This is a genomic window from Acinetobacter sp. A1-4-2 (assembly GCF_040233925.1).
In the GTDB taxonomy this organism is placed as follows: Bacteria; Pseudomonadota; Gammaproteobacteria; order Pseudomonadales; family Moraxellaceae; genus Acinetobacter.
The window spans coordinates 1,975,523-1,992,669 of record NZ_CP157981.1; the positions used below are offsets into that span (position 1 = coordinate 1,975,523).

Sequence of the window (17,147 nt, forward strand, 5' to 3'; positions counted from 1 at the left end):
AAAACAGCCCCATCCTCTTTAGGGTAAACAGCATTATGAATTTCCAACAATTAAGAATTATTCGAGAAACTGTTAGACAAAACTTTAATTTAACTGAAGCTTCGGCAGCACTTTATACGTCACAATCTGGCGTCAGTAAGCATATTAAAGATTTAGAAGATGAACTGGGCGTACAGCTGTTTATCCGTAAAGGTAAACGTTTGCTGGGCTTGACCGAACCTGGCCAGTCTTTACTCGGGATTGTGGAACGTATGCTGGTTGATGCAGACAATATTAAACGTCTGGCAGATGATTTTAACCGCGTCGATGAAGGTACGTTGACCATTGCAACCACGCATACCCAGGCGCGTTATGTCTTGCCGCCGATTGTGAACCAGTTTAAAAAAGAATTTCCAAAAGTTCATTTGATTCTGCAACAGGCCAGCCCGGTTGAAATTACCGAAATGTTGCTGCAAGGTGAAGCAGATATTGGTATTGCAACCGAGTCGCTAACTACTGAGGAGAACCTGGCCAGCGTACCTTATTATAATTGGCAGCACAGTATTATTACCCCGCAAAACCATGCACTTGCCAACAAGACAGACATTACGCTGGAAGACTTGGCGCAATATCCGATTATCACCTACCATGGCGGTTTCACAGGTCGTTCTAAAATTGACAAAGCCTTTGAAGAGGCAGGTATTGATGTTGATATTGTGATGTCAGCACTGGATGCAGATGTCATCAAAACCTATGTTGAATTGAATATGGGCGTCGGTATTGTCAACAATGTCGCTTATGATGCTGAACGTGACTATCGACTCAAACAGATTCCAACCGATATCTTTGGGGTAAATACTACCTGGATTGCAGTGCGCAAAGGTCATTTGCTGCGCGGTTATGGTTATGAGTTTATTTCACTCTGCTCGCCAGAAGCCGACATTAAGGCCCTGAAAAAAGTAGCTTATCCAGAAGAATAAGCATTTCATGATTTTTTTAAATAAGGGATATAAAAAATATCCCTTTTTAAATTCATCTGTCGTTGCAAAACTAGATTTATAAAAATAATTTAATTTTTCAATCACTTAAACATAAAAACCTCACATAATACTTGCTCATTCTATATAAAATCACAAAAGAAAAAATTGAATGGGGATATCTATATAAGCTAAGGCATTTGGTCTCAGTATTGGTGTTTTCATGACTAGCGACCTCTACATACTGCAGCACTGGAAAGCTCTAACCAATCCATTACCTCTTTTTTACAGCCGGATTATTAAGCCGAGTTCTCAACGGCCATTGTAGATGCCAATATTTCAGGTAAAACACTTCAGCCAAACCAGAATACCCCCCTCAACATTTACTTAAATTTCTACCCCAAATTTTGCCCATTCTTTTTATATTTCAAATGTTGCATTTAAATTGCAAACTCACACTCACTGGTCTTTTGGGCTCATCTACGATCAAGCTTTTGCCACAGATGTCAGCTATGCTTATAGTTTGGGTATCGGTAGTTTTTATCCTATGTACTCTAATGTATTTATTGTCGCGGGTATAAAGACTCAACAAAGCCAAAGTTAAGCAAAATCAATAGGGTTCATGTAGTCTGTTTGGTATGTTATCTTCAGTAAACCATAACAAGGCTGTTGCTTATGGCCTTAAGCTCCGTTACCGCTTCTAGCAAAAATAGCTGCATTGTCTAAAAATAAAAAACGAGCCGAAGCTCGTTTTTTTAAAGACTACTATTTTATTACCAATGATAACTTACACCGATTTTACCTACAGGAAGCCATTTGTGTTTGTCATCAGTCGCAATTTTAGTTTCATCAGCTGCAATATTGTCAACCAGTGAACCGCGTGTTGGGTTATCAGCCGCACCACCACTGACTAACTGTAAGTTAACATCTGGATTATCGGCATAGTAAGCACCGACTTCACCAAATACGCCCCAATTTTTATTAATCTTAGGCGCCCATCCTAAGCCTAAATATGGAGCAATGTCATTTTTGTAATCCATGGTCCCTTTAATATGAGCGCCATCTGCACCCGCTACAAAGTCTGTATGGTTAATGGTAAAACCTTCTCCCGCACCTACACGGCGATCAAGTTCATACTCATTATCTAAATAGGCTACACCAGCGGCCATATATAGACCTTGCACCCATCTATTTTCACTTGCACCCCAAGGACGAATTTCAGCATTCAAATAGGTATTTTTATTCTCCATATCAATGTCATAGTCTGAACCATTGACCGAGATATCATCAGACCAAGAGATATCGCCGCCATTATAACCCAATGCCAAACCGACATATGGGTTTGCAGTCCACAGTAATGCACCACCATAACCGGTTGTACCTACTTCAGCACGGACACCAGTTGGAATAAGCTGGTTACGTTCAAATGCATAACCATCTTGAACGACTGCATCATCAGCTGCCATGACTGTTCCGGCGACAGAGGTCAATACCGATACTGCTAAAAGCGTAGCTAAAGTTTTCATTGTAGATCTCCTCAAAAAGGTTTCTATTTCGTCATTAGTGCTTTTCTATCTAATAGTTAGAACTATAAAATATTAATTGCTCAACTTTTATTCGAAATTTGCTTAGTTTTTGTTATTTTTTGATACATTTTCTATTTGTTTTTGATTATTAAATCATTTTTTTGTTTATTTATCTGTGTAGCCGATTTTCGCTCCCATTTTGCCCATCTTTCATAATTAATTCCGATCCAAAGCCACTTTTTCATCTATTTATATCTCAATATAGTGTAAAATCTTAAAAATTTTTTTCTGGAAGGAAGATCATGTCTCAGCTTTCAACAATCATTGAACAAGCGTTTGAAGACCGTGCGAATTTCACAGCAGCCGATTGCTCTGCTGAAATCCGTCAAGCAGTTGAGGAAGTCATTGCTGGCCTGGACAATGGTACTTTACGTGTTGCTGAAAAAATCGACGGTGAATGGGTTGTTCATCAATGGATTAAGAAAGCGGTATTGTTATCATTTAAATTAAACGACAACAAACCAATGGAAGCTTGTGATCTTCGTTTCTATGACAAAGTCGATACTAAATTCTCTGACTGGACTGAAGAACAGTTTAAAGCTGCTGGTGTACGTGTAGTACCTCCTGCTGTTGCTCGTAAAGGTTCATTCCAGGCGAAAAACGTGGTCTTGATGCCTTCTTATGTGAACATTGGTGCTTATGTGGATGAAGGTACCATGGTGGATACATGGGCAACTGTTGGTTCATGTGCACAAATTGGTAAAAATGTTCACTTGTCTGGTGGTGTAGGTATTGGTGGTGTACTTGAACCGCTTCAGGCCAACCCAACCATTATTGAAGACAACTGCTTTATTGGTGCACGTTCTGAAATCGTGGAAGGCGTGATTGTAGAAGAAGGTTCTGTGATTTCAATGGGCGTATTCATTGGTCAATCCACCAAAATTTATGACCGTGAAACTGGCGAGATCCATTACGGCCGTGTACCTGCAGGTTCGGTAGTTGTTTCTGGTAGCCTGCCATCTAAATGCGGTAAATACAGCCTGTACGCAGCTGTAATCGTGAAAAAAGTAGATGCGAAAACCCGTGCCAAAACTAGCCTGAACGATTTATTGCGCGAAGACTAAGATGTAGTCTTTTGCGGAACATTGATTGTTCCTCGGAGCTTCAGCCGCTCCTCGTCTCTACGGTTAGCAATAGCCGTAGGGATTTTTATTTTTATACTGTGTTATTTATCCTGAGCTGGATTATGTTGTTATGAGTACTCTTCGATCTTCCGCTATTCCTGTTACCGATCCGTCTGCGGGGTTACGTATTACGGAGATTTTCTATTCATTACAAGGTGAAGCCAACGCTGCAGGATTACCGACCGTATTTATCCGTTTAACCGGTTGCCCGTTACGTTGTACTTATTGTGATACTACTTATTCCTTTGAAGGTGGCGAACGCCAGTCCTTAGACGACATTATTCAAACTGCACTCGATTTTAAAACACCCTATATTTGTGTGACCGGTGGTGAACCATTGGCACAGCCTAACGCCCTGCCCCTGATGCAGCGTTTAGCTGACTTAGGCTGTGAAGTGTCGCTCGAGACCAGTGGAGCTTTGGATGTATCCAAGGTTGATCCGCGAGTTTCCAAAGTACTGGATTTAAAAACGCCAACTTCTGGAGAAGTTGCACGAAATTTGCTTAGTAATCTTGATTCTTTAACCCCACACGATCAGATCAAGTTTGTAATTTGTAACCGTGAAGACTATGAATGGTCAAAACAGCAGGTTGAACAATTCCAGCTTGCCGATAAAGTCAGTAACGTCTGGTTCTCTCCTGCTTTTGCCATAGAAAAAGGTGCGGTGAAATTACCTCAACTTGCACGTGATTTAGCTCAATGGATTTTAGATGACCATCTCCCTGTCCGTTTCCAGCTACAGTTACATAAACTGCTCTGGAATGATGAAACCGGTCGTTAATCCATTTTTGTTGTTACTTATTTTTTTGGAGACTTTAATATGCGCCCTCGTGCCATAGTTTTATTATCTGGCGGCTTAGACTCAACGACTTGTTTGGCTTGGGCGCAAGCACGTTATGAATGTATTGCTTTAAGTTTCATGTATGGGCAGCGTTCAACCACTGAACTAGATGCTGCTCGAGCATTAACCCAGCGTGCTGGTGTAGAACATCGTGTGATTAATATCGATTTGGGTAACTTGGGTGGCTCTGCGTTAACAGACCATAGCATTGACGTACCAGAACATGAACAAGAAGGTATTCCTGTAACTTATGTTCCAGCACGTAACACAATATTTCTCTCCTATGCGCTCGCAGCGGCCGAAGTTTTTGGTGCAGAAGCCATTGTGATTGGCATCAATGCCGTTGATTATTCGGGTTATCCAGACTGTCGTCCTGAATTTATTGAGGCTTTTGCCAACATGGCACGTCTGGCCACCAAGGTTGGAGTAGAAGGTAAACCGCTTAAATTTGAAACACCTTTGTTACATTTATCCAAAGCAAATATCATTCGCTTAGGTATAGAACATGGCGTAGACTACAGTCAAACAGTGTCTTGCTACCAGGCAGATGACCAAGGACGTGCATGTGGCAAATGTGATAGTTGCCGCTTACGTAAACAAGGTTTTGCTGATGCAGGTATCGTAGATCCGACACGTTATATACCGTCATAATAGGGTACAGTAAATGAAAAATTTGAAATCAAACATTATTCTTTCTACATTGGTTTCTGCAGTCGCATTGATGGCGACTGCTGCAAATGCAGCCGAAACAAATAAGCTTCAGGAAGCTTATAAAAGCACCAATGTAAAATCTGCGTTAATTAATGTTTGTAAAGAAGAAACTGCTAAAGGTAAAAAACTTACTTCTGCTGAAGTAAGCAAATACTGTACATGTGCAGTGGAAGCAGATGGTAAATTAACCAACGCACAAAAATGGGAAATCCAAAGCACCATTAACCAGAAGAAAAGTCCTGCAACTTTAGCTTTTGTGCAAAAACAAAATAAAGATCTGCAAGCGTGTTTTGGACCAGAACTTACTGGCAAGCTTAAAAGCTTAAGTGAAGCGGCAATGAAATCTGCTCAACAACCTAAAAAATAAGTTGATTTAGATTGAATAAAAGCCTGCATAATTGCAGGCTTTTTTATTTGTGAAAATTACCTTTCCTACTTCAGCATAAACATCGTTAAATTCGCTATCATGGCAGCATAAACTTAAGATCAATATGACAAATTCGACTTTATAAGGATGAAGCCATGTCTGCTATTACGCTGCCGAATCAAGCCTTCCCGACCACAACCGGTGAAATTAACCTGACTGAAATATCAACCGAATGGCTGATTATTTATTTTTATCCTAAAGATTCTACTCCGGGCTGTACTACACAGGCGATCGGTTTTTCATGCCTGAAAGACCAGTTTGATGCCTTAAATACCACCATTCTTGGGATTTCACGTGATTCGGTGAAAGCTCATCAGAACTTCACTGAAAAACAAAATCTGACTATTAACCTGATTAGCGATAAAGAAGAAGTGCTGTGCAATCTTTTTGACGTGATTAAAGAAAAGAACATGTATGGTAAAAAAGTGATGGGTATCGAGCGCTCCACCTTTATTTTCCATAACGGTCAACTGGTCAAAGAATACCGTAAAGTAAAAGCTGCAGGACATGCCGAACAGGTACTGGAAGACTTAAAAGCACTTCAAGCAGCTTAATTTTTCATTATTAAAAGGCATGATTTTTAACTAGAAATAGTATTGCTCATGCCTTTTTCTTTTGTGTTCCGCTCACTTATTTTAATAGGGAAATGGCAATAGACCACATCACACAGCCAATCAACATATCCAGTATTTTCCAGGCTTGTGGCCGTTGGAAAATCGGTTGCAAATAGCGTGCTGCATAGCCCAAGCTAAAAAAGAACAGGAATGAGGCACTGATTGCTCCCAAGGTAAAATACAGTTGCGTGTCTGGATATTGTGTCGAGATCGAGCCTAATAATACCACCGTATCCAGATAGACATGTGGATTCAGCCAGGTTAAGCCTAAACAGATGAACAAGATCTTGCATAAAGAAGGTGCTTCGTTTTGACTGACATCTAAACGCTGCTCACCCTTCCAGGTCTGATAAAAATGTTGTGCTCCATATATCAGCAAGAAAATTGCACCGAAATACTTGGCAATATTCAGCCAATACGGATGCAACATGACCAGCTCTGAAAAGCCCAGCACTCCGGATGAAATCAATATCGCATCAGACAAGGCACAACACAGGCAAATGGCAAACACATGTTGCTGTTTTAAACCTTGTTTCAACACAAAAGCATTTTGTGCGCCAATCGGGACGATCAGGCTTAAACCCATAACAAAACCATGTAAGGCACTATTTAACATACACAATAAAACTTAAAAATCATTCAAAAATCGTGTCTTGCATTATCCCAGCTTGAAGCATAAATTAAGTATGATTAAGAAAATATCAATTTAATTCAGTTTTTCTTAGGTAGCACCCTATGCTTTCAAGTAAATCCTGCGAAGCTTTTCTTGCTGTGGCAGAATCCGGCAGTTTTGATGAAGCTGCACAGCGACTGTGTATTACTGCATCAGCGGTAACCTTAAGGGTGCAGGCTTTGGAAAAAGATTTGGGACAGATTTTATTGCTGCGCGAACGTCCTTGTCGGGTCACGCAAGCCGGTCAAAAGCTGCTGGAACATCTACAGCATCAACGTCTACGTGAACAGAATCTTTTACAACAATTTATGGGGCAATCCAGCCAGCATGAGTTTCATCAATTCAGTATTGCCACCAATGCTGACTCTTTATCAACCTGGCTGCTCAAAGTTCTGCAAAGCACATTAATCAAGCATAAAATTGCTCTGAAGTTGTCTCTGGATGACCAGACCCAAACCCATCAACTGCTTGAAACCGGTTTGGTTAATGCCTGCATCTCGACTGAATCCACAGCCATGAAAGGCTGTGAAGTACATTATCTGGGACAGATGACTTATCGCATGGTCGCAACACCTTCCTTTGTAGAAAGGTGGTTTAAAAATGGTATTCACCGCGATGCCTTAAGACATGCCCCAGCCATTATTTTTAATGGCAAAGATCTGATGCATCATCAGGTGATTCTGAACTTGTTTGGATTAAATCAGCAAAGTTATCCGCATTATTTTATTCCCTCCTCCACTGCATTTGTAGAAGCAGTACATTTGGATTTAGGCTTCGGTTTGGTGCCGGAATATCAAATTGGTGATGATCTTCAAACCGGGAAACTGGTTGAAATTATGCCAAATGCTAAAACCGAGATGAAATTGTATTGGCATCACTGGAAGCAGCAATCTGTGCTACTGCAACAATTGACGATTGACCTGCTGGAAAAGGCTCAACATCAGATGAATTAAAAAATGGAAATCAGCAGATATTTTGTGGCAAATCCTACTGCTCATTTGCGTTGCCATTGCCCAGATACTTCAATATTGACTTTCTCCCCGATGCCGCCAAATGCCTTTTTCATGCCAAAATCACTACGCTTAACCATAGTTGTAGCTTCTACATTCATAAGTTGTGGATCAAATGGATTGGCTTCTAGGGACGCATCAAGGATCACCGGCCGGGTAATACCGCGCAGGGTCAGATCACCTTTGATCTTGTATTGATAATTCCCCAAAGCGAGAAATTCATGACTGTTAAAAGTCGCTGTTGGGTACTTCTCTGCATAAAATAAATCTTCACCTAAAATCATATTTTTCAGTGAAGGCTTGCTCAAGCTTAGGCTATTTACTTGCATCACAAACCGTGCCGAGGCATTCTGAGGTGCTGCAGGATCAAAGCGCATACTGGACTGAACCTGTTCAAACTTGCCTTTTACGGTTGAAAAGCCCATCGACTTCACCTCAAAGCCCACATAGCTTTGTGGAGTCAGTGTCCATTCCTGTGCATTGACCTGTGCGACGATACCCAAAGGGATTACACCGACAATCAGGACACTGTGCAATGTGGTTTGGATATTCATCTTATCCACTCCTGCGTCGTGGCAATGTTCTGCCTCGACCTAGTAGCTTACTTAAGATTGTTCCAGATTGGTTTTATCTTGTGTCAGGTATTTGTGCTGCAATTGTTGATAAGTGGAGGTATTCTGAAATTTGTGTAAAAACTCACTGGTGCCGAGCGGCAAAGCAGATTCGATAATTTCACCACGATAATAGGCTTCACGCAGCGGCGTTGCTGAAATTGCCCCGACCAGGCTGGCAAGTTCCACCATCTCCCACTCCGGGAACAGCTTCAGATAATAAGAAGATTCATCTTTAAAGTGACCGATCAAACCGACTTTGGCTTCTGGTTCAGCAACTTCTTTTACTAGAGATTTAACCAGTTGTTGCCATTTTTGATCATCATAAACATCAATCACATGCACAAACTTGATCCGCTGCTGGTCCGCTTCTGAAAAATTGGACAAGATCATCTGTTCACGTTCAGCAGCACTAAACGGATTTTTAATATTGCGTTCATTTTGTGCTGAACCTAAGGCCAAAATCACCTTTTGGCTTTGCTGCAATGCAATTTTAATCGTTTGCATATGTGCCAGATGAAAAGGCTGAAAGCGACCAATGAAAACCAGATAATCGAATGTATAGTTCATAACAAATCAAGTTTTTTATGACTCGTGAGTTGTGCCGCCAAAATAAATATGCGACATAATAACTGCCATAAAATCAAATTAAATTTTAAAGCAAGGATAGTACGATGACACTGAGCTGTATTCAACAACCACATCAACATTTAAATGCGAATTTAGACAATGGCGTACTGACCTTAGCCATTCATCGTCCTGAAGCTAAAAATGCGTTATACGGTGAACTGTATCTAAAAATTGCCCAGGCACTGGATGAAGCCGATCAGGATAAAGACGTTCGCGTGGTGATTTTACGTGGTGAGGATGCCGACTTCAGTGCCGGTAACGATATGCAGGATTTCATGAAGTTTATTCAAACTCCACTGGCAGGCAAAGCGGGTGATGCGCCTCCATTTGTGGTTTTAAAATCTGCGGCAAAATTTTCCAAACCGTTAATTGCTGCTGTTCGTGGTGTGGCGATTGGCATTGGAGTAACGATTTTGCTGCATGCTGACCTGGTGTATAGCGATAACACCGCCCTGTTCCAGATTCCATTTGTGAGCTTAGGTCTATCGCCTGAAGGCGCTTCGAGCAAATTGCTGATTCAGCAAGCGGGTTACCATAAAGCGGCTGAGCTGCTGTTTACTGCACAAAAGTTTAATAGCGACAAAGCCTTAAGTGCTGGAATTGTGAATAGCATTGAAGATGATGTATATGCAACTGCATTGAAACAAGCACAAACTTTAGCAGCACTGCCGCTCGCTTCGATCAAGCAAACCAAAGCCTTAATGAAACATAATCTGCAGGAAATTATTGACTGTATTGATAACGAAGCCGAGATTTTTATGAAGCGTGTAACCTCACCGGAAATGGCAGAAGCTGTTGCTGCATTTATGCAGAAGCGTAAACCGGATTTCGCTCAATTTAATTAATTGAAAGATACATAAAAAACCACTGGGTAATTTACATTGCTTGGTGGTTTTTTTCATTTCTACCCCCACATCAAATAAAAATTGTTACGGAATACACCATGACCAGCCAAGCCAAGACTGAAAAGAAACGCTACTTTGAGCCAACCCCACAAGATATTGATGTCGAAAACTTTAAGAAAGTCATAAAAAGCCGTCGTTCAGTACGAAAATTTACTGACAAAGCCATTCCTGCTGAAGTACTAGATGAATGTTTAGATCTGGCTTTACTTGCACCGAACTCATCCAATTTACAGCCTTGGACTTTTTATGTGGTGCAAAACCCTGCCAAGAAAAAGCAGTTGGTAAAAGCCTGTCTAGGTCAATTGGCTGCAAAGACTGCGGCTGAACTGATTGTCTGCGTGGCAAGAACCGACCGTATTGATGAAATGGCAAAGAAAAATATCAGTGAGTTTCCATTTCCGGAAGTGCCTGCTGCTGTGCAGAAGTATTACAAGTTTATTCCCTACAATTATAAAACCGGTTACTTCAATGCAATAGGTAACTTTAAGAAAGTGGCTTTCAAAGTTGTACGTACACTCGACAAGCAATTGCCAGTGACTGCTTTTAACCCGGCAGATTCAAAACTTTGGGCAAGCAAGACCACGGCTTTGGCATGTGAGAACCTGGTTTTAGCTTTACGTGCTTATGGCTTTGACAGCTGCATGATGGAAGGCTTTGATGAACCGATGGTCAATAAAATTTTAAATCTGAATGATCAGCAATATCCGGTCATGGTGATTGCTGCCGGTGAACGTGCAGCGGATGGCGTGTTCTTCCCGCAGTATCGCTTTGATCGTGAGCTGTTTGTTCAGAAGGTTTGATTTTAATTGCAAATCGGCACAGCCTCGTAAGCTGTCATAACTCACTTTTAATTTGTGTAGGCGTTTACGCGTTACTTTGAAAGGTGAGGAATATATTCCGTAAGGTAACCAAAACCCTTTGCTAGCCAGAAGGTTCATCCCTGAACCTCTGGCTAGCGGGTGACATCCATATCACCCTTTCCCAAATCAAATATCGTTAATAATTTATATCTACTGTCTGAACAAACTCAAACGCAGGCTCTTCATACGGATGGCTGGCCTTGAGTGCTTTTGCCACATTGGATGCTTGATTTTCAGGCACAATAGTTTCTACCCGCCATTCCGCCACCTGTTCCAGTTCCCCCACTTCACCAATAAAAGGATCAGCGCCTTTTAACGGCTTAAACTGTCCTTTCCCCAACACCTGCCAAGCACAATGCTCATAATTACCAATGCCACCTGCTCCTGCTTGAAACACGGCATTTTTGGTGGATTCAAGATGAGATTCTGGAACGTAATAAATCAGTTTAAGCATGCTATCAATAAACAGAATAAAGACAGGATTATCTTAGCGCTTAAACCTGAATTAATCTCTATCAGATTTCATTGAGACCTTATCCGAACATCAAAAATTAAAATAATTTTAAATACAATTACCTATTACCTTTCTTGACATTTCTCTGACAGTTCAATATTTTACATTGCTCAAAAAACGCTCTATGTTTAGTTCTAACCCTTCAAATTCGATTTTTTCTTTTCATCTCGGTCACCATTATCACCTTAGAATTTCAGCAATAAAAACGGCTGATTGAGGCCGTTTTTTTATAAGCTAATGATGAAACTTAGAACAAAATTTTAAATATTTTTCTATGATTCTGGTGCTAATTTATCGAGTTTAATTTTTATAGCATATAATTTTGCATACACTTCAATAGCATCATTTAATTCTGATCTTCCTTCTTCCATGGTGAATTAATTAGACTTCCTTGAAATATATTTCTGTATACATTCATCGCTTATTTTAATTCTTAAATCTCGAGGGTTATCATAACTTTCAAGTGAATCTGTATGCTTCTTATTTGGCAAATGAAGCATATACAAGTTATTGTACTGCCGAGATAATATTAATCTTAATGATTTTTCAACATCTAACCTTAATTTATTTAAACAGTTAAATTTTTCAATTTGTTCAATTAACTCACAAAATGATTCAGCACATTCATCTACTATACAATCACTACAAAACCCACCTGATCCATAACTTTTTTGGACTAAAACTCTAAATAATTCTGTTCTAGCTTCTTTTAACTCCTCTATGGTCTTTTCAGCTTCCGACCTTAATTCTTTCAATTTGACGCCATTTCCTGCAATTGAAAATTCTTGAACCTCAGCTGCAAAGGCTATGATCAATCCAATCACAGCAAATCCAAGACTAAAACCTACAAACTCAGTTCCTGATAATTTCTCCAAAGAGATTAGAAGCCACAAACCACAAGCAATCCCTGCTAAGCCAACAACAATTCCAAAAACTATATTAATTTTTAATTTCTTTTCTTTAACCTTCAACTTTTTATTCCATATATTTTTAATTTAACTAACTCATTATAACAAAGGAATAAATTTTAAAATTCAGAAAATTATTTATAAAAAACTGAAATCCAATCACATGACTTACGACATGGATGTCGCTCGTTTGGTAGGGATACAAGGATGCATCCTCTACCAAACAAAGCAGTTTTGTTACTTTTGATGCATCAAAAGTAAAACATTGCTTACGCGTTATTTATTAAAATTTCACACAATCAATTCGGCTGTACATATCAATATTGAAGCCATAAAAAAACCACCTCACGGTGGCTTTTTCAATCTAAAAATTAAGAACTTTGCAGCAAATAGCTACCAATCAAAAATAGCATTTGTAGCCCTACGACTGCCATAAAAAACATCCACCCTTTCTTACGTAAAGTCGCTTTATCAACATTTGTATAGATTGCAGTTTTTGGCATTGTGTCACCTCGCTTAGAGATTCAATCCTGAACTTGTATTTAGTGAACCATCTTTCTTCCATATTGCATCGTGATTGTGCATAAAACATACAAATCATCTTTCACACAAATATAAAAGCAAAATCCAAACCAAGTCCAGCGGGAGAAATAAAAATAAAAAATAGATACAAAATAAAAAGCCACCCGAAGGTGGCTTTTTTCAAAACACTTCAGAATTAACCAATGAACTTACGTGCATTGCGGAACATGCGTAACCATGCACCATCTTCAGTCCATTCTTCAGGTTTCCATGAATGCTGAACTGCACGGAAATTACGTTCAGGATGCGGCATCATAATCGTTGCACGACCATCAGTAGATGTCACACCAGTAATCGCTTCTGGTGAACCATTCGGGTTCAATGGATATTGCTGTGTAGCATTACCCAAGCTGTCTACATAACGCAGGCTGACTTGATTGCCTGCATTTAACGCAGCAATCTTGTCTTCAGTTGCAACTACACGGCCTTCACCATGTGCTACCGCGATTGGAAGAATCGAACCTTCCATACCATCTAACAAAATAGAGTGAGATTTTTCAACACGAACATTCACTGCACGCGCTTCAAATACTTCTGAAGTGTTACGGTGGAAACGAGGCCAGTTTTCCGCACCAGGAATCAGTGGAGCCAATTGCGACAACATTTGACAACCGTTACAGATACCCAAAGAGAAGGTTTCTTGACGATGGAAGAATTTCTCGAACTGGTCACGCAGTTTAGGGTTAAACAATACTGATTTGGCCCAGCCACCGCCTGCGCCCATTACGTCACCGTAAGAGAAACCGCCACAAGCCACAATACCTTCAAAGTCATCCAGACTGATACGGCCAGCAAGCAAGTCGCTCATGTGTACATCAACAGTGTTGAAGCCGACTTTATCGAATGCCGCAGCCATTTCAACATGACCGTTTACGCCCTGTTCACGCAAGATCACCATGTTTGGACGACGTGAATTGATATACGGCGCTTCAACAGGTTCATTCAGGTCGAATGTCGCCTGTGCGATGATACCTTTGTGGTTCTTGTCAGTGATTAAAGCAAACTCAGAATCCGCAGTTTCAACGTTGTCACGCAAACGTTGAATTTGATGTGATACTTCAGTCCAAGCCACTTGCAAATCAGCACGCTCAAGTACCAGACCATTGATAGTCAATTGGTCAGTATTGTTCACTTTACCTACTATAGAGATAGCATCTTTAAGTGAAGATTCAGCGATTTCTGCCTGTAATGCTTCCCAATCGCTAGTTGCGATTTGCAGTACAGCACCAATTTCTTCAGCAAACAGGCTTGCAGTAGATTGATCTTCCAGTGCTACACCCAGACGTGAAGCAAACATCATTTCTGCAACAGTCGCTAACAGGCCGCCATCACCGATGTCATGATAAGCCTTGATCAAACCACGGTTATTCCAGTCCTGAACCAATGCAAAGAATGCTTTGAAATCTTCGAAACTATCTACATCTGGAGTTACAGAACCAATGGCTTTATAAACCTGAGCCAGAATCGAACCACCAAGGCGGAACTGACCTTTAGAAAGATCAATACGTACCAGTACTGAATCTAGGTTTTTCAATTCAGGGGTCAATATTTGACGTACATCAGTCACCGGTGCAAATGCAGTAATTACACCAGACATTGGAGATGTTACAGACTTGTCTTCACCTTCGTCATTCCAGGTGGTACGCATAGACAATGAGTCTTTACCAACAGGAATTGCAATACCCAGTGCAGGACACATTTCCATACCGATGGCTTTCACACCTTCGAACAATGCCTGATCTTCACCCGGTTGACCTGCAGCCGCCATCCAGTTTGCAGACAATTTAATGTCGCTAATCTGCTCGATTTTTGCAGACATGATGTTGCTAATAGACTCAGCTACAGCCAAACGTGCTGATGCAGCAGGGTTTAAAAGCGCAACTGGTGGACGCTCACCCATCGCCATCGCTTCACCAGTGTAACCGACAAGGCTGGTTGTAGTGACTGCAGCATCTGCTACAGGAACTTGCCAAGGACCCACCATCTGGTCACGTGCAACCATACCGGTAATCGAACGGTCACCGATGGTGATTAAGAACGATTTAGAAGCAACGGTCGGGTTTTTAAGAACACGGAAAATCGCATCTTTCAAATCAGTGACTTTAGCTGCATCGAAGTCGTCGCCTTTGCGTTCAATCGTTTCATATGAACGGCTCATGCGTGGTGTACCGCCAAGCATCACCTGCATTGGCATATCCACGGCTTTGTTTTCAAACAATGGATCTTCAACAGTTAAGTGACGTGCTTCAGTCGCTTCACCCAATACTGCAAACGGACAACGTTCACGTGCACAAAGTGATTCAAACAGGCTTAAAGAACTTGGACGAATAGCTAAAACATAACGTTCTTGTGCTTCATTCGACCAGATTTCCATTGGAGACATGCCTGGCTCAAGTGATGGAATCTTACGAAGATCAAGCACTGCACCCAATTCATGGTCATTGACCAACTCAGGCATTGCATTTGAGATACCGCCCGCACCGACGTCATGTACAGACACGATAGGGTTGAAATCTTCCATGCGCCAGCAGGCATCAATCACTTCCTGGCAACGACGTTCCATTTCCGGGTTTTCACGTTGTACAGAAGCGAAATCCAGGTTTTCACCCAATTTACCGCTGTCTACAGAAGATGCTGCACCACCACCTAGGCCGATCAACATTGCAGGACCACCAAGAACGATTAACAAGTCGCCCGGTTGGATGGCATCTTTTTCAACATGGTCAGGACGGATGTTCCCGTAACCACCGGCAATCATGATTGGCTTGTGGAAGCCTTTCACTTCACCATTGACGTTTTGTTCGAAAGTACGGAAATAACCGTTTAACGCAGGACGACCAAATTCGTTGTTAAACGCAGCACCGCCCAATGGGCCTTCAATCATGATTTGAAGTGGAGATGCCATACGCGATGGTTTGCCGTAGTTTTCTTCCCAAGGTTGTTCAAAGCCTGGAATGTTCAGGTTAGACACCGTGAAACCGGTTAAACCTGCTTTCGGTTTACCACCACGACCCGTTGCGCCTTCATCACGGATTTCACCGCCTGAACCTGTCGCAGCACCGGCAAATGGTGCAATCGCTGTTGGATGGTTGTGGGTTTCCACTTTCATCAGGATGTGAGCAGCCTGGCTCTTGTATTTATAAACGTGGTGACCTGTTTCGTTATCTTTTTTAGGATAGAAACGCTGTGTGTCAAAGCCCACGATGACAGATGCGTTGTCTTTATATGCTGACAACACGTCTGTTGGAGATTCTTTATAAGTGTTCTTGATCATTTGGAACAATGATAATGGCTGTTTTTCACCATCAATTGTCCATTCTGAACCGAAGATTTTATGACGGCAATGCTCAGAGTTGGCTTGAGCAAACATCATCAATTCGATGTCGTGCGGGTTACGACCCAGCTTGTTAAATGCTGCGGTTAAATAATCAATTTCTTCATCTGACAAGGCAAAACCAAATTCAGAGTTGGCTTTCACCAGCGCTTGTTTACCCTGACCTAAAATATCAATGCTATTTAAAGGTTTTGGTGCAGTTTCGACAAATAAAGCCGCAGCGTCATCAATATGATTGAACACGCTTTCAGTCATACGGTCATGTAAAACCTGTTTAACTTCATTGGATACTTCAGAAATACCTTTTAAAGTAAACAAAACACCGCGTTCTAGGCGGTGTATCGGGGTATTACAGTTGGCAAAAATATCAGTCGCTTTAGAAGACCACGGAGAAATCGTGCCTAGACGTGGCGTTACAAGAATCTGAATTTCATCACTTGCTGCCTGACGAACTTCAAAAGAAGCACCATCATTTAATAATTGTAATGCAGATTGATGCTGCTGTTCGTTGAGCGCTTGATCAAACAGATAAATCCATTGACTTTCAATTGATTGAACAGAACTCATTGACGCGAGACGGTTTAAGAGTTGAGTTTTCTTAAAAGAAGAGTGTGCTGGTGCACCGGCCACGATAAACATGCTGATTTTGGCTCCACGGGCAGGTCTATTGGACCCTACCGCCAATGTGACTTAGAGAGAGCGCATATTCTACTGTGTATTGGCAAAATCAGCTAGATAGAAATTCACGAATGTGCCATCTATTCTTTCAAGAACATGGAAGAATATTTTATTTTTCAGATAAAAATTTTGAATCTTATATAAATTTAAGCCTGCACTATCTTGTTTCTAAATATTATTTCA

17 protein-coding genes are annotated in these 17,147 nt (G+C 41.0%); 9 read left to right on the forward strand and 8 right to left on the reverse strand.

The window, feature by feature from the left end; all coding sequences use genetic code 11:
- The first annotated feature begins 35 nt into the window (after positions 1 to 35).
- Positions 36 to 959, forward strand: coding sequence for a CysB family HTH-type transcriptional regulator (locus ABJ384_RS09740; protein ID WP_086196157.1), 924 nt, complete (start codon positions 36 to 38; stop codon positions 957 to 959).
- 770 nt (positions 960 to 1,729) lie between these two features.
- Here the strand turns inward: ABJ384_RS09740 and carO are convergent.
- Positions 1,730 to 2,482: an ornithine uptake porin CarO gene (carO, locus tag ABJ384_RS09745; RefSeq protein ID WP_349927031.1), complete on the reverse strand. Its 753-nt coding sequence runs from the start codon at positions 2,480 to 2,482 to the stop codon at positions 1,730 to 1,732.
- 302 nt (positions 2,483 to 2,784) lie between these two features.
- Between carO and dapD the strand changes: the two genes are divergently transcribed.
- From dapD to ABJ384_RS09770, 5 genes are all read left to right on the forward strand, one after another.
- Complete coding sequence (dapD, locus tag ABJ384_RS09750; RefSeq protein ID WP_180082238.1) at positions 2,785 to 3,606, forward strand: 2,3,4,5-tetrahydropyridine-2,6-dicarboxylate N-succinyltransferase; 822 nt, start codon at positions 2,785 to 2,787, stop codon at positions 3,604 to 3,606.
- Between the two features lie 130 nt (positions 3,607 to 3,736).
- A complete protein-coding gene (queE, locus tag ABJ384_RS09755; protein ID WP_180082239.1) occupies positions 3,737 to 4,447 on the forward strand; it encodes a 7-carboxy-7-deazaguanine synthase QueE in 711 nt (236 codons plus the stop codon).
- 39 nt (positions 4,448 to 4,486) lie between these two features.
- Positions 4,487 to 5,158 (forward strand): 7-cyano-7-deazaguanine synthase QueC, encoded by a 672-nt coding sequence (gene queC / locus ABJ384_RS09760; RefSeq protein WP_086196161.1) that lies wholly within the window; start codon positions 4,487 to 4,489, stop codon positions 5,156 to 5,158.
- A 13-nt stretch (positions 5,159 to 5,171) separates the two neighbouring features.
- Positions 5,172 to 5,585, forward strand: coding sequence for a hypothetical protein (locus tag ABJ384_RS09765; protein WP_166167210.1), 414 nt, complete (start codon positions 5,172 to 5,174; stop codon positions 5,583 to 5,585).
- Positions 5,586 to 5,740: 155 nt separating this feature from the next.
- Complete coding sequence (locus tag ABJ384_RS09770) at positions 5,741 to 6,199, forward strand: peroxiredoxin (RefSeq protein WP_180082240.1); 459 nt, start codon at positions 5,741 to 5,743, stop codon at positions 6,197 to 6,199.
- A gap of 76 nt (positions 6,200 to 6,275) precedes the next feature.
- Here the strand turns inward: ABJ384_RS09770 and ABJ384_RS09775 are convergent, their stop codons facing one another.
- A complete protein-coding gene (locus tag ABJ384_RS09775; protein WP_180082241.1) occupies positions 6,276 to 6,875 on the reverse strand; it encodes a LysE/ArgO family amino acid transporter in 600 nt (199 codons plus the stop codon).
- Positions 6,876 to 6,994: 119 nt separating this feature from the next.
- Between ABJ384_RS09775 and ABJ384_RS09780 the strand changes: the two genes are divergently transcribed.
- Complete coding sequence (locus ABJ384_RS09780; protein WP_349927036.1) at positions 6,995 to 7,885, forward strand: LysR family transcriptional regulator ArgP; 891 nt, start codon at positions 6,995 to 6,997, stop codon at positions 7,883 to 7,885.
- A gap of 41 nt (positions 7,886 to 7,926) precedes the next feature.
- Here the strand turns inward: ABJ384_RS09780 and ABJ384_RS09785 are convergent, their stop codons facing one another.
- The gene (locus ABJ384_RS09785) at positions 7,927 to 8,496 is read right to left on the reverse strand and encodes a YceI family protein (RefSeq protein WP_180082243.1); all 570 of its coding nucleotides are present in this window, start codon (positions 8,494 to 8,496) and stop codon (positions 7,927 to 7,929) included.
- A 51-nt stretch (positions 8,497 to 8,547) separates the two neighbouring features.
- Positions 8,548 to 9,123 carry a nicotinate-nicotinamide nucleotide adenylyltransferase gene (locus ABJ384_RS09790; RefSeq protein WP_180082244.1) on the reverse strand — a complete coding sequence of 192 codons (576 nt, stop codon included), beginning with the start codon at positions 9,121 to 9,123 and terminating at the stop codon, positions 8,548 to 8,550.
- 104 nt (positions 9,124 to 9,227) lie between these two features.
- Here ABJ384_RS09790 and ABJ384_RS09795 point away from each other — a divergent pair, with 104 nt between their 5' ends.
- Both ABJ384_RS09795 and ABJ384_RS09800 read left to right on the forward strand, forming a co-directional pair.
- A complete protein-coding gene (locus tag ABJ384_RS09795) occupies positions 9,228 to 10,028 on the forward strand; it encodes an enoyl-CoA hydratase-related protein (protein WP_086196168.1) in 801 nt (266 codons plus the stop codon).
- Between the two features lie 98 nt (positions 10,029 to 10,126).
- Entirely contained in the window at positions 10,127 to 10,888 is a 762-nt protein-coding gene (locus ABJ384_RS09800) for a nitroreductase family protein (protein ID WP_349927039.1), read from the forward strand.
- 196 nt (positions 10,889 to 11,084) lie between these two features.
- On the opposite strand, the gene ABJ384_RS09805 is transcribed toward ABJ384_RS09800, so the two are convergent.
- The 4 genes from ABJ384_RS09805 to purL form a co-directional block, all read right to left on the reverse strand.
- Positions 11,085 to 11,402: an NGG1p interacting factor NIF3 gene (locus ABJ384_RS09805; protein ID WP_349927041.1), complete on the reverse strand. Its 318-nt coding sequence runs from the start codon at positions 11,400 to 11,402 to the stop codon at positions 11,085 to 11,087.
- Positions 11,403 to 11,839: 437 nt separating this feature from the next.
- A complete protein-coding gene (locus ABJ384_RS09810) occupies positions 11,840 to 12,433 on the reverse strand; it encodes a hypothetical protein (RefSeq protein WP_349927043.1) in 594 nt (197 codons plus the stop codon).
- A 308-nt stretch (positions 12,434 to 12,741) separates the two neighbouring features.
- A complete protein-coding gene (locus ABJ384_RS09815) occupies positions 12,742 to 12,873 on the reverse strand; it encodes a KGW motif small protein (protein WP_251992217.1) in 132 nt (43 codons plus the stop codon).
- A 215-nt stretch (positions 12,874 to 13,088) separates the two neighbouring features.
- Positions 13,089 to 16,925 (reverse strand): phosphoribosylformylglycinamidine synthase, encoded by a 3,837-nt coding sequence (purL, locus tag ABJ384_RS09820; protein WP_349927045.1) that lies wholly within the window; start codon positions 16,923 to 16,925, stop codon positions 13,089 to 13,091.
- Between the last annotated feature and the right edge of the window lie 222 nt (positions 16,926 to 17,147).

What these genes read in the sequence shown, in the direction of transcription:
- ABJ384_RS09740 (WP_086196157.1), top strand. Translation starts at nt 36, where the DNA reads ATGAATTTCCAACAATTAAGAATTATTCGAGAAACTGTTAGACAAAAC.
- carO (WP_349927031.1), bottom strand. Translation starts at nt 2,482, where the DNA reads ATGAAAACTTTAGCTACGCTTTTAGCAGTATCGGTATTGACCTCTGTC.
- dapD (WP_180082238.1), top strand. Translation starts at nt 2,785, where the DNA reads ATGTCTCAGCTTTCAACAATCATTGAACAAGCGTTTGAAGACCGTGCG.
- queE (WP_180082239.1), top strand. Translation starts at nt 3,737, where the DNA reads ATGAGTACTCTTCGATCTTCCGCTATTCCTGTTACCGATCCGTCTGCG.
- queC (WP_086196161.1), top strand. Translation starts at nt 4,487, where the DNA reads ATGCGCCCTCGTGCCATAGTTTTATTATCTGGCGGCTTAGACTCAACG.
- ABJ384_RS09765 (WP_166167210.1), top strand. Translation starts at nt 5,172, where the DNA reads ATGAAAAATTTGAAATCAAACATTATTCTTTCTACATTGGTTTCTGCA.
- ABJ384_RS09770 (WP_180082240.1), top strand. Translation starts at nt 5,741, where the DNA reads ATGTCTGCTATTACGCTGCCGAATCAAGCCTTCCCGACCACAACCGGT.
- ABJ384_RS09775 (WP_180082241.1), bottom strand. Translation starts at nt 6,875, where the DNA reads ATGTTAAATAGTGCCTTACATGGTTTTGTTATGGGTTTAAGCCTGATC.
- ABJ384_RS09780 (WP_349927036.1), top strand. Translation starts at nt 6,995, where the DNA reads ATGCTTTCAAGTAAATCCTGCGAAGCTTTTCTTGCTGTGGCAGAATCC.
- ABJ384_RS09785 (WP_180082243.1), bottom strand. Translation starts at nt 8,496, where the DNA reads ATGAATATCCAAACCACATTGCACAGTGTCCTGATTGTCGGTGTAATC.
- ABJ384_RS09790 (WP_180082244.1), bottom strand. Translation starts at nt 9,123, where the DNA reads ATGAACTATACATTCGATTATCTGGTTTTCATTGGTCGCTTTCAGCCT.
- ABJ384_RS09795 (WP_086196168.1), top strand. Translation starts at nt 9,228, where the DNA reads ATGACACTGAGCTGTATTCAACAACCACATCAACATTTAAATGCGAAT.
- ABJ384_RS09800 (WP_349927039.1), top strand. Translation starts at nt 10,127, where the DNA reads ATGACCAGCCAAGCCAAGACTGAAAAGAAACGCTACTTTGAGCCAACC.
- ABJ384_RS09805 (WP_349927041.1), bottom strand. Translation starts at nt 11,402, where the DNA reads ATGCTTAAACTGATTTATTACGTTCCAGAATCTCATCTTGAATCCACC.
- ABJ384_RS09815 (WP_251992217.1), bottom strand. Translation starts at nt 12,873, where the DNA reads ATGCCAAAAACTGCAATCTATACAAATGTTGATAAAGCGACTTTACGT.
- purL (WP_349927045.1), bottom strand. Translation starts at nt 16,925, where the DNA reads ATGTTTATCGTGGCCGGTGCACCAGCACACTCTTCTTTTAAGAAAACT.